Here is a 12,011-nt window from a genome sequence, read left to right as displayed (position 1 = left end):
AAGACCCTGTAGCCACTATAGGGTCAAGCACCCATTTGGAGATGGCCGTCATGAAGATCGGCGAACTGGCGAAACTCACCGACTGCGCCGTGGAAACCATCCGCTACTACGAGCGCGAAAATCTCCTGCCGGAACCGGCGCGCAGCGACGGCAATTACCGTGTCTACACCCAGGCCCACGCCGAGCGCCTGACGTTCATCCGCAACTGCCGCACCCTCGACATGACTCTCGAAGAAATCCGCAGCCTGCTCGCCCTGCGCGACAGCCCGCAGGATCAGTGCGAGAGCGTCAATGCGCTGATCGACGAACACATCCAGCATGTGAAGGCGCGGATTGACGGATTGCTGGCCTTGCAGGCACAACTGCTCGACCTGCGCCAACGCTGTGGCGAAGGCCCGGAGGCAGATCAATGCGGGATCTTGCAGCGGCTGGAAGTGAGTGGCGGGGTTGTTGCAACGGAGGTTGAGCATTCCCACGTAGGCCGTAGCCACGGCCATTGAGCACACCACAAAAGCAAATGTAGGAGCTGCCGCAGGCTGCGATCTTTTGATCTTGTAAACAGCAAGATCAAAAGATCGCAGCCTTCGGCAGCTCCTACAGAGGGGGCCTGCGTAGTGGTTCAGACCGCCATCGGCGCAGTCATTGGCGGATGGTGCTCGTAGCCTTCCAGCGAGAAGTCGCTCGGCTCGACCAGTTCCAGCCACTCCGGTTGATACACACCGGTCTTGGCAAACTCCGGCACGCGATCGGAGATCTTCAGTTTCGGCATGGCAAACGGCTCGCGCTTGAGCTGTTCGTTGAGCATGTCCAAGTGGTTTTCGTAGACGTGGGCATCACCGATGAAATAGGTGAACCAGCGCGGCGTGTAACCGGTCAGGCGGCCGATCAGGCTCAGCAGTGCGGCGCCTTCGGTGAGGTTGAACGGCGTACCCAGACCCAGATCGTTGGAGCGGATGTACAGGGTCAGCGAGATCTCTTTGGTCTCGACGTTCGGGTGGAACTGGTACAGCAGATGGCACGGCGGCAGGGCCATTTCATCGAGCTGGGCGACGTTCCAGCCGTGGAACAGGATGCGCCGGCTGCCCGGATCCTTGATGATCGTGTCGACGCACTGGCGCACCTGATCGATCGCCTTGTACAGCACGACGTAAGCCTGGCCGTCTTCTTCGCCCTGAGCGATCTGCTTGTAGCCGTTGCTCAAGGTTTGCTCGATGGCGGCGGTGTTGCTCAGCGGGATCTGCTTGTAAGCCGGCCACTTGCGCCATTGCACGCCATAGATTTCGCCGAGGTCGTCGTCGCCCTGACGGAACGGGTTGGCCAGCCACTGCGCGTTTTCGTTGGCGTTCTGGTCCCAGACCTTGCAGCCCAGCGCGCGGAATTCAGCGGCGTTGTTCACGCCACGCAGAAAACCGCACATCTCGCCGATGGCCGATTTGAAGGCCATTTTGCGCGTGGTGATCGCCGGAAAACCTTCCTGCAGATCGAAACGCAGCATCGCCCCCGGGAAACTGATGGTGTTGATGCCGGTGCGGTTGGCCTGTTTACTGCCGTTCTGGATGACGTGCGAGACCAGTTCGAGATATTGCTTCATGAGTTACCTGTGTCCTTTGAGCCCCGGCGTCGCGCGCCGGGGTTCGTAGTTTAAGCCGTCGGCGCGAGCGGCGCTGCCGGGGCGCGACGATAGGCCAGCCAGATCAGCAACAGCCCGCCGACAATCATCGGCACGCACAGCACCTGACCCATGGTCAGCCAGTTCCACGCCAGATAGCCCAACTGTGCGTCCGGCACGCGGACGAATTCGACGATGAAACGGAAGATGCCATAGAACAGCGCGAACATGCCGGAGACGGCCATGGTCGGGCGCGGTTTGCGCGAGAAAATCCACAGGATCAGGAACAGCGCCACGCCTTCGAGGGCGAACTGATACAGCTGCGATGGATGGCGCGGCAACTGCGCCGGATCGCTGAACGGCGGGAACACCATGGACCATGGTACGTCGGTGGCCTTGCCCCACAGCTCGGCGTTGATGAAGTTGCCGATGCGCCCGGCGCCCAGACCGATCGGCACCATCGGCGCGACGAAGTCCATCAACTGGAAGAACGACTTGCCATTGCGCTTGCCGAACCACAAGGCCGCGAGCATCACGCCGATGAATCCGCCGTGGAACGACATGCCGCCCTTCCACACTTCGAAAATCAGCGTCGGGTTGGCCAGGTACGCGCTCAGGTCGTAGAACAGCACATAACCCAGACGGCCGCCGACGATCACGCCCATCGATAGCCAGAACACCAGATCGGAGAGCTTCTCCTTGGTCCAGGTCGGGTCGAAGCGGTTGAGCCGGCGCGACGCCAACAGCCACGCGCCGCCGATGCCGATCAGGTACATCAGACCGTACCAGTGGATTTTCAGCGGACCGATGGCCAGGGCCACCGGGTCGATCTGCGGGTAAGGCAGCATTGCGACTCCTTGTTAGAGTTGAAAGCGAAATTCCCGGGTGACGCTGCCACCTCAGGATTAAGCCAGGATTGCCACGCGGTCAGAGCAGAAAGCTCAAACCCACGCAGAACAGCAAAGCGGCGAACAGCCTTTTCAGCAAGCGCGGCGACAACCTGTGCGCCAGACGCGCGCCGAGCCGGGCGAATACCATGCTGGTCAGGGCGATGCCCAACAATGCCGGCAAATACACAAAACCGAGACTATGGGCCGGCAGCAACGGATCGTGCCACCCCAGAATCATGAAACTTGACGCACTCGCCAAAGCGATCGGCAGGCCACAGGCCGACGAGGTCGCCACGGCCTGCTGCATCGGCACGCTGCGCCAGGTCAGAAACGGCACGGTCAGCGAGCCGCCGCCAATACCGAAAATCGCCGAGGCCCAGCCAATCACCGTACCGGCCGCAGTCAGACCGAGCTTGCCCGGCACCGTTCGGCTGGCCTTGGGTTTGACGTCCAGCGCCAATTGCACGGCGATCACCAGAGCAAACACGCCGATGATCTTTTGCAGGTTCGGCCCCGAGATCGCTTCCGCGGTCAGCGCACCGAAACCGGCACCGAGCAGAATGCCCACGGTCATCCAGCGGAAAATCGCCCAACGTACCGCGCCACGGCGGTGATGTTCACGCACGGCGTTGATCGAGGTGAAGATGATCGTCGCCAGCGACGTACCCACCGCCAGATGCGTGAGAATCGACTGATCGAAGCCTTGCAGGGTAAAGCTGAACACCAGCACCGGGACGATGATGATCCCGCCGCCGACGCCAAACAGCCCGGCGAGCACGCCCGCGCAGGCGCCGAGCGCCAGGTAGAGCAGAAATTCCATGACCGTCTCCAGCACGCGTCGGCAAAACAGGACCGGCATGGTAACGGATGCGCAGCCTTCTGCTCCACTGGCGATGGATGCACGGACGCCGGATGCGTAGAGTGGGCAAAAAACACACAAGGACCACCTTATGTGCCTGATTGTTTTCGCCTGGCGCCCGGGCCATGCCCAGCCGCTGATCGTCGCGGCCAACCGCGACGAGTTCTACGCCCGCCCCAGCCTGCCATTGGCGCCGTGGCCGGAGGCGCCGCAGGTGCATGCCGGGCGCGATCTTGAGGCCGGCGGCACCTGGCTGGGGATCGGCGCCAACGGACGCTTCGCTGCACTGACCAATATTCGCGACCCGCAGCAGCCGCCCGCGACCAAATCCCGGGGCGAGCTGGTGGCACGCTTTCTCACGGGTGATCTTTCTATTGATGATTATTTGAGCGATGTAGTGGACCGTGCGGCGGAGTACGCCGGGTTCAACCTGCTGCTGGGCAATACCCATGAGCTTTGGCATTTCAATGCACGGGCGTCCGAGCCGGTGATGCTCCAGCCCGGGGTTTATGGGCTATCCAATGCCGGGCTGGACACGCCGTGGCCAAAACTGCTCAAGGCCAGGGCGGCGTTGAGCGCAGTGCTGGACGATCCGCAGCCTGAACGATTGCTGGCGTTGTTGAGCGATGCGCAGCCCGCACCAGAGGCCGAGTTGCCGGATACCGGGGTGGGCATGGCGACGGAGTCATTGTTGTCGAGCGTGTTTATTGCCAGCCAGAGTTACGGCACGCGGGCGAGTACGGCGTTGGTTGTGCAGGCGGACGGGACGCGGCGAATGGTGGAGCGCAGTTTTGGGCCGTATGGCGGTCATCTAGGGGAAGTTGAGGTTTGTGTCTAACAGCAGCCCCTCACCCCAGCCCTCTCCCGGAGGGAGAGGGGGCCGACCGAGGTGTCTTGGGCCTTACATCGACCTGAAAGAACAAGTCGATTATGGATTCAGCAAAGCTCTTTCAGGTCGACGGAGTTCTGCAGCATCCCCCGATCAGTCCCCTCTCCCTCCGGGAGAGGGCTAGGGTGAGGGGCCTTTGATCTTTAGAGAGCCTTGTTCACCACAGGCGAATTCATCTTAGCCAACCCAAGATTCTTCAGCGCCAACTGCAGCGAGCTATGGATAACCTGCGGGTTATCGATCTTCATCAGCTCCGCCAGCATCTCCTGTGCCTTGCTCAGGTTCACCTGGCGCAACATCCACTTCACCTTCGGCAGGTTGGTGGCGTTCATCGACAGGCTGTCGAAGCCCATCGCCATCAACAGCACTGCTGCCGCCGGATCACCGGCCATCTCGCCGCAGATGCTCACCGGTTTGCCTTCGGCGTGCGCATCGGTGACCACGGTTTGCAGCGCTTGCAGCACTGCCGGGTGCAGGTAGTCGTAGAGGTCGGCGACGCGCGGGTTGTTGCGATCGACCGCCAGCAGATACTGGGTCAAATCGTTGGAGCCGACCGAGAGGAAGTCGACCATCCGCGCCAGTTCCTTGGTCTGGTACACCGCTGCCGGGATTTCGATCATCACGCCGATCGGCGGCATCGGCACGTCGGTGCCTTCGTCGCGCACCTCGCCCCAGGCACGGTGGATCAGGTGCAGGGCTTCTTCGAGTTCATGGGTGCCGGAGATCATCGGCAGCAGAATCCGCAGGTTGTTCAGGCCTTCGCTGGCCTTGAGCATCGCGCGGGTCTGCACCAGGAAGATTTCCGGGTGGTCAAGGGTGACGCGAATACCGCGCCAGCCGAGGAACGGGTTGTCTTCCTTGATCGGGAAGTACGACAGCGACTTGTCACCGCCGATGTCGAGGCTGCGCATGGTCACCGGTTGCGGGTGGAACGCGGCGAGCTGTTCGCGGTAGATCGCCAGCTGTTCCTTCTCGCTCGGGAAGCGCTGGTTGATCATGAACGGCACTTCGGTGCGGTACAGACCGACTCCCTCGGCGCCGCGCTTCTGCGCCCGCGCCACATCGGCGAGCAGGCCGGTGTTGACCCACAGCGGCATGCGGTGACCATCGAGGGTCACGCACGGCAGGTCGCGCAGGGTGTCGAGGCCCAGCGCCAGTTGTTTCTCTTCTTCGACGACTTCGGCGAACTGCTTGCGCAGCACTTCGCTGGGGTTGGTGTAGACCTCGCCACGGGTGCCGTCGACGATCATTTCGATGCCGTCGACCTTGGCGTACGGCAGGTCGACCAGACCCATGACGGTCGGAATGCCCATGGCCCGGGCCAGAATCGCAACGTGTGAGTTACCCGAACCGAGTACCGACACCAGGCCGACCAGCGTGCCTTCCGGCACCTCGCCGAGCATCGCCGGCGTCAGTTCTTCGCTGACCAGGATGGTTTTTTCCGGGTAGACCAGGTTCTGCTGGCGCTCTTCCTGCAGATAGGCGAGCAGACGGCGACCAAGGTCTTTGACGTCCGACGCACGCTCACGCAGGTAAGCGTCGTCCATCAATTCGAAGCGGTTGACGTGTTCCGTGACCACCTGACGCAGCGCGCCCTGGGCCCATTGGCCAGTCTTGATCACGGTGGTGATTTCGCTGCCCAGCGAGGCATCGTCGAGCATCATCAGGTAGACGTCGAACAGCGCGCGCTCTTCCGGGCGCAGCTGGGTCGCCAGTTTGGCGGACAACGCGCGCATGTCGGCGCGCACGCCTTCGATGGCGGTCTTGAACAGCGCCAGCTCAGCGTTGATGTCGGTAATGGTCTTGTCCGGCACCACGTCCAGGTCGGCCGGCGGCAGCATGACCACTGCGGTACCGACAGCAGCACCCGGCGAGCCCGGCACGCCGACGAACTTGGCTTCCTGAATGCCCTTGCCCTGCCGGCCCAGGCCACGGATCGAACCGGTGGCCTCGGCATGGGCGATAACGCCGGCGAGCTGCGCGCTCATGGTCACGAGGAAGGCTTCTTCACCTTCGTCGAACTGGCGGCGCTCTTTCTGCTGGATGACCAACACGCCGACGACGCGGCGGTGGTGAATGATCGGAGCACCGAGGAACGAAGCGTAACGCTCTTCACCGGTCTCGGCGAAGTAGCGATAGCGCGGGTGAACCGATGCGTTTTCGAGGTTCAGGGGTTCTTCACGCGTGCCGACCAGACCGACCAGACCCTCGTTGGGGGCCATGCTGACCTTGCCGATCGAGCGCTTGTTCAAGCCCTCGGTGGCCATCAGGACGAAGCGATTGGTTTCCGGGTCAAGCAGGTAGACCGAGCAGACCTGGCTGCCCATGGCCTCTTTGACGCGCAACACAATAATCCCCAACGCCGCCTTGAGATCCTTGGCGGAGTTAACTTCCTGGACGATCTTGCGCAGCGTATTGAGCATGGCTCGGGGTCGAACTCCGTCGTCAGTCGCGCGCTAAAAGGCGCGGGGCAAGCTCTTTGAGAGCGCGTCGATACACCTCGCGCTTGAATGTCACCACCTGGCCCAACGGATACCAATAGCTGACCCAGCGCCAGCCATCGAACTCCGGTTTACCGGTCAGATCCATCCGCACCCGCTGCTCGTTGGAGATCAGGCGCAGGAGGAACCATTTCTGTTTCTGGCCGATGCACAACGGTTGGCTGTGGGTACGCACCAGGCGTTGCGGCAAACGATAGCGCAACCAGCCTCGGGTACAGGCCAGTATTTCAACATCTTCACGTTCCAGGCCAACTTCTTCGTTCAGCTCGCGGTACAAGGCGTCTTCCGGCGTCTCCTCGGGGTTGATCCCCCCTTGCGGAAACTGCCAGGCGTCCTGATTGATACGGCGAGCCCATAGCACCTGGCCGGCGTCATTCGTCAGAATGATCCCGACATTGGGGCGGAAACCATCGGGGTCGATCACGGCAACAACCTCGCAAACGCATGTCGCCGCATTGTTCCACAAAGCTTGATCAGGCGGCAACGAAGGTTCCTACCTTATGTGCACTCTTGTGAAAAGACCGTATTCTTGTCGCCTTTTTACTGACTTTTCAGCGGGTAACTGCAATGCGCCTGGCTCTATTCGATTTGGACAACACCCTTCTGGGCGGCGACAGCGATCACGCCTGGGGCGATTATCTGTGCGAGCGCGGCTTCCTCGACCCGATCGCCTACAAGGCGCGCAACGACGAGTTCTATCAGGATTACCTGGCCGGCAAGCTGGACAACGCCGCGTACCTGAACTTCTGCCTGGAGATTCTTGGCCGCACGGAAATGTCTGTGCTTGACGCCTGGCACAGTGATTACATGCGCGACTGCATCGAGCCGATCGTCCTGCCCAAGGCTCTGGATCTGCTGAAAAAGCACCGCGATGCCGGCGACAAACTGGTGATCATCACCGCCACCAACCGTTTCGTCACGGCGCCGATCGCCGTGCGTCTGGGCGTGGAAACCCTGATCGCCACCGAATGCGAGATGGTTGATGGCCGCTACAGCGGGCGCAGCACCGATATCCCGTGCTTCCGTGAAGGCAAGGTCACGCGCCTGAATCGGTGGCTGGAGGAGACTGGTTATTCGCTGGAGGGCAGCTATTTCTATAGCGACTCGATGAATGATCTGCCGCTGCTGGAGCAGGTGGCGAATCCGGTGGCGGTGGATCCGGATCCGAATTTGCGTGCTGAAGCCGAAAAACGCGGCTGGCCGGTGATTTCGTTGCGCGACTGATATCGCTATCGCGAGCAGGCTCCCTCCCACATTGGATCTGTGTCATTGACAAATCCCCTGTGGGAGCGAGCCTGCTCGCGAATGGCCGCAACTCGGTCGCAAACCTTAAACCGGCTTGGCCCCCATCAACGCCGCGATGGCGACAAACCCGACGCCGCTGACAATCGCCAGCGCCAGATTGAATGTGCGGTTACCCAGCCCGGTTGTCCAGAGCCGATCCAGCCGAACCAGCAGCCAGACCGCACTGAACGTGGCCACGGCGTAGATCACGCTCGATCCCAGAATCCACAATTGTCCCAAGGGCCAGCCAATCAGGTGCACCAGCCACCAGCCGGTGAACGGCATGCTGAGCATGCCGATCAGCATCAGGCACCAGATAAACAGCCACGGCCGGCGCATCGTGCTGGCCGGACCTTCGCTGCGATTGCGCCAGGTCAGGAAGGCCAGCCCCAGCCCACTCGCGAGGATGACCACGGTCGCTGCGACGTGAAGGACTTTCAGGGTGGTCAGGGTTTCCATGTCGTTCTCTTCCGTAGGTCCATGCCCATCAGCGTAGCCGTTCAGCCGAGAAACAGCTGATAGGCCGGATTGTCGCTTTCGTCCCAGTACGGGTAGCCGATTTCCGCCAGCGCCGCGGGCACCAGATGACGCTCGTCATGGGGCACTTGCAGGCCCGCGACCACACGGCCGTCCGCCGCGCCGTGGTTGCGATAGTGGAACATCGAGATGTTCCAGCGCCCGCCGAGCTTGTTGAGGAAGTTGAACAGCGCCCCCGGCCGTTCCGGGAATTCGAAGCGCAGCACCACTTCATCGACCACCTGCGCGGCGCGGCCACCGACCATGTGGCGGATGTGCAGCTTGGCCAGCTCATTGTCGGTCAGGTCGATAACCGGGAAACCCTGCTCGGTCAGGCTCGCCAGCAAGGCGCTGCGCGGGTCGTTGTCAGGATGGGTCTGCACGCCGACGAAGATGTGCGCTTCGCTGCCGGTGTTGTAGCGGTAGTTGAACTCGGTGATCTGGCGCTTGCCGATGGCTTCACAGAACGCCTTGAAGCTGCCGGCCTGCTCGGGAATGGTCACGGCGATGATCGCCTCGCGACCTTCGCCCAGCTCGGCGCGCTCGGCGACGTGGCGCAAGCGGTCGAAGTTGACGTTGGCGCCAGAGTCGATGGCGACGAATGTCTGACCGCTGACGCCGCGCTGCTCGACGTATTTCTTGATCCCGGCCACGCCCAGCGCGCCGGCAGGTTCGGTGATCGAACGGGTATCGTCGTAGATATCCTTGATTGCCGCGCAGATCTCGTCGGTGCTGACAGTGATCACTTCATCGACGTAATCCTTGCAGATCTCAAAGGTATGCTGGCCGATCTGTGCCACCGCCACACCGTCGGCGAAGATCCCCACGGTCGGCAGGACCACGCGCTCGCCCGCTGCCATCGCGGCCTGCAGACAATTGGAGTCGTCCGGCTCGACGCCAATCACCTTGATGTCGGGCCGCAGGTATTTCACGTACGCCGCGATACCGGCGATCAGCCCGCCGCCGCCAACCGGGACGAAAATCGCGTCCAGCGGCTGCGGGTGCTGACGGAGAATTTCCATGGCCACGGTGCCCTGCCCGGCAATGGTGTGGGGATCGTCGTACGGATGGATGTAGACGTAGCCTTTTTCATCAACCAGTTTCAGCGAATAGGCCAGCGCTTTCGGGAACGAATCGCCGTGCAGCACCACTTTGCCGCCGCGCGAACGCACGCCTTCGACTTTGATTTCCGGGGTGGTCTTGGGCATGACGATGGTGGCTTTGACGCCCAGCACTTTCGCCGCCAGGGCCAGACCCTGCGCATGGTTGCCCGCCGAGGCGGTGACCACGCCACGGGCGCGTTCTTCATCGCTCAGTTGGGTCAACTTGTTGTAGGCGCCGCGAATCTTGAACGAGAACACTGGCTGCAAGTCTTCGCGCTTGAGCCAGATGTCGTTGCCCAGTCGCTCGGAGAGCTGGCGAGCGTTCTGCAGCGGGGTTTCTACGGCAACGTCATAAACGCGCGAGGTGAGGATCTTTTTGACGTACTGTTCGAGCATCGGAAAGCATCACTGAGCGGGTTGGGCAGGGCCAAGGAGTCTAACCCGGCTTTCGGGCGCACGACCACACGAATCCAGAGGTTTTAGCCACGCTTGCGGCTATAATGCCGGCCTTTCTGCCCACCCCTTGCCCGCTTCGGAGCCCGCATGACCCAGGATCAACTCAAACAGGCCGTGGCCCAGGCCGCCGTCGACTTCATCCTGCCGAAACTCGACGACAAGAGCATCGTCGGCGTCGGCACCGGCTCCACCGCCAACTGCTTCATCGATGCCCTGGCCCAGCACAAGGGCGCGTTCGATGGCGCGGTCGCCAGCTCCGAAGCCACCGCCGCGCGCCTCAAGGGCCACGGGATTCCGGTGTATGAGCTGAACACTGTCAGCGATCTGGAGTTCTACGTCGACGGCGCCGACGAAAGCGATGCGCACCTGAACCTGATCAAGGGCGGCGGCGCGGCCCTGACCCGCGAGAAGATCGTTGCCGCCGTGGCCAAGACCTTCATCTGCATCGCCGACGCCAGCAAACTGGTGCCGGTGCTCGGTGAGTTCCCGCTGCCGGTGGAAGTGATCCCGATGGCCCGCAGCCACGTTGCCCGCCAACTGGTCAAGCTCGGTGGCGACCCGGTGTACCGCGAAGGCGTGCTGACCGACAACGGCAATATCATCCTCGACGTATTCAACCTGCAGATCACCAACCCGGTGGAACTGGAAGCGCAGATCAACGCCATCGTCGGCGTGGTCACCAACGGCCTGTTCGCCGCACGCCCGGCGGATATGTTGTTGCTGGGTACTAGCGAAGGTGTGAAAACCCTCAAGGCTGAGTAAGCCAACGCTGCCCACACTTGATGGGCAGACGAATAAACCTGTGGGAGCGAGCCTGCTCGCGAAAGCGCCAGTTCAGCCAACATTTTCATTGGCTGACACGACGCCTTCGCGAGCAGGCTCGCTCCCACAGTGTTTTGTGGTGTGAGTCAAGGCTGTGCAGGTTTTTTGAAGACGTAGAAAAGATTCGGCTCACTCACCAGGTATAACGTGCCGTCATCGTCCATCGCAATCCCCTCGGCCTGCGGCACGGTTTTCTGCAAACCCTGGCGTCCGCCGCTGATCGACATGGTGCTCAACGGCCGGCCGTCGACATCCAGTTCGATAATCAAGCGCGACTCGTCCGACAGCGCCAGCAAGTGCCCGCTGCGTTCGTCGTACTGCAGACTCGACAGGTCACGCACGAACATCCCGGCATCGCGCCTGGGGTTGTTGATCACGTGTACGGCGTAGGTCTTGTCCGGTTTGAAATGCGGAAAACCGTGGACCTCATAGATCAGCATGGGGTCGCGTTCTTTCGCCACGAACAGGCGTTTGCCCACCGAGTCGTAAGCCAGCCCCTCGAAACCCTTGTTGCTGGCCATGTGCACGCCCAAGGTCATCTGCTCGGCATCTTCGGCGTCAAGGAACGTGGTGTCGGCGTCGAGGTGGATCTTGATCAGGCGCTGCTGGCGCTCGTCGGTGATGACGTAGGTGTCGGCACTGATGTATTCGACCGCTTCAGGATCGCCGAACCCGACCAAAGCAATGCGCCGCAGGATCTTGCCTTCCAGCGACAGTTCGATCAGTTCGGAATTCTTGTTGGTCACGGTGAACAGGCTTTTGCGCACCGGATCGTAGGTCAGCGCCGAAACGTCATCGTCGAGCCCGTCGATTGGCCGCGCTTCGATCGTCACCCGATATTGATCCAGACCGATCGCCTCGCTGCTCAACGGCTGCCACAGGGTGTGCAGGTTGAACCAGGCGCGCTCGAACAGGCGCAGGTACTGGCCGATCGCGAGCAACGCGATCAGAGCAATCATCAACAGGACAAGAATCAACGGTTTGGGACGGGCAAGTCGACGCATTCAGGCAGGCTCGGGTTCAAGACAGGCCGATGAAATATCACGCCCGTCTGAATTGAAGCTTAATGGCCAGTTGCCTGC

General features: G+C 61.6%; 12 protein-coding genes. 4 read left to right on the top strand and 8 right to left on the bottom strand.

What is annotated here, in order from left to right:
• Positions 1-50: 50 nt before the first annotated feature.
• Positions 51-500 carry a Cd(II)/Pb(II)-responsive transcriptional regulator gene (gene cadR / locus AEQ63_RS21930; RefSeq protein WP_042606526.1) on the top strand — a complete coding sequence of 150 codons (450 nt, stop codon included), beginning with the start codon at positions 51-53 and terminating at the stop codon, positions 498-500.
• A gap of 119 nt (positions 501-619) precedes the next feature.
• Here cadR and AEQ63_RS21925 read toward each other — a convergent pair whose 3' ends face one another.
• The 3 genes from AEQ63_RS21925 to AEQ63_RS21915 all read right to left on the bottom strand — a co-directional run bounded on the left by AEQ63_RS21925 (position 620) and on the right by AEQ63_RS21915 (position 3,319).
• Complete coding sequence (locus AEQ63_RS21925) at positions 620-1,591, bottom strand: thymidylate synthase (protein WP_042606525.1); 972 nt, start codon at positions 1,589-1,591, stop codon at positions 620-622.
• A gap of 50 nt (positions 1,592-1,641) precedes the next feature.
• Complete coding sequence (gene lgt / locus AEQ63_RS21920; RefSeq protein WP_064364719.1) at positions 1,642-2,457, bottom strand: prolipoprotein diacylglyceryl transferase; 816 nt, start codon at positions 2,455-2,457, stop codon at positions 1,642-1,644.
• Positions 2,458-2,536: 79 nt separating this feature from the next.
• Positions 2,537-3,319, bottom strand: a complete 783-nt coding sequence (locus tag AEQ63_RS21915; RefSeq protein ID WP_042606524.1) for a sulfite exporter TauE/SafE family protein — start codon at positions 3,317-3,319, stop codon at positions 2,537-2,539.
• Between the two features lie 130 nt (positions 3,320-3,449).
• On the opposite strand from AEQ63_RS21915, the gene AEQ63_RS21910 reads away from it, so the two are divergent.
• Complete coding sequence (locus AEQ63_RS21910) at positions 3,450-4,196, top strand: NRDE family protein (RefSeq protein WP_064364718.1); 747 nt, start codon at positions 3,450-3,452, stop codon at positions 4,194-4,196.
• A 194-nt stretch (positions 4,197-4,390) separates the two neighbouring features.
• Here AEQ63_RS21910 and ptsP read toward each other — a convergent pair whose 3' ends face one another.
• Both ptsP and AEQ63_RS21900 read right to left on the bottom strand, forming a co-directional pair.
• Positions 4,391-6,670 carry a phosphoenolpyruvate--protein phosphotransferase gene (gene ptsP, locus AEQ63_RS21905; RefSeq protein ID WP_064364717.1) on the bottom strand — a complete coding sequence of 760 codons (2,280 nt, stop codon included), beginning with the start codon at positions 6,668-6,670 and terminating at the stop codon, positions 4,391-4,393.
• Between the two features lie 22 nt (positions 6,671-6,692).
• A complete protein-coding gene (locus AEQ63_RS21900; protein ID WP_003229203.1) occupies positions 6,693-7,172 on the bottom strand; it encodes an RNA pyrophosphohydrolase in 480 nt (159 codons plus the stop codon).
• A gap of 143 nt (positions 7,173-7,315) precedes the next feature.
• Between AEQ63_RS21900 and AEQ63_RS21895 the strand changes: the two genes are divergently transcribed.
• Complete coding sequence (locus AEQ63_RS21895; protein ID WP_042606521.1) at positions 7,316-7,972, top strand: HAD family hydrolase; 657 nt, start codon at positions 7,316-7,318, stop codon at positions 7,970-7,972.
• 105 nt (positions 7,973-8,077) lie between these two features.
• Here AEQ63_RS21895 and AEQ63_RS21890 read toward each other — a convergent pair whose 3' ends face one another.
• The gene (locus AEQ63_RS21890) at positions 8,078-8,491 is read right to left on the bottom strand and encodes a DUF2269 family protein (RefSeq protein ID WP_064364716.1); all 414 of its coding nucleotides are present in this window, start codon (positions 8,489-8,491) and stop codon (positions 8,078-8,080) included.
• A 41-nt stretch (positions 8,492-8,532) separates the two neighbouring features.
• A complete protein-coding gene (gene ilvA / locus AEQ63_RS21885; RefSeq protein WP_064364715.1) occupies positions 8,533-10,047 on the bottom strand; it encodes a threonine ammonia-lyase, biosynthetic in 1,515 nt (504 codons plus the stop codon).
• Positions 10,048-10,194: 147 nt separating this feature from the next.
• Between ilvA and rpiA the strand changes: the two genes are divergently transcribed.
• A complete protein-coding gene (gene rpiA, locus AEQ63_RS21880) occupies positions 10,195-10,869 on the top strand; it encodes a ribose-5-phosphate isomerase RpiA (RefSeq protein ID WP_064364714.1) in 675 nt (224 codons plus the stop codon).
• 146 nt (positions 10,870-11,015) lie between these two features.
• On the opposite strand, the gene AEQ63_RS21875 is transcribed toward rpiA, so the two are convergent.
• Positions 11,016-11,933: an SdiA-regulated domain-containing protein gene (locus tag AEQ63_RS21875; protein ID WP_064364713.1), complete on the bottom strand. Its 918-nt coding sequence runs from the start codon at positions 11,931-11,933 to the stop codon at positions 11,016-11,018.
• Positions 11,934-12,011 lie beyond the last annotated feature (78 nt).

Origin of the sequence: Pseudomonas sp. RIT-PI-o, assembly GCF_001297215.1 — a bacterium.
Classification (GTDB): domain Bacteria; phylum Pseudomonadota; class Gammaproteobacteria; order Pseudomonadales; family Pseudomonadaceae; genus Aquipseudomonas; species Aquipseudomonas moraviensis_A.
This window is presented reverse-complemented; position numbering and strand designations above follow the sequence as displayed.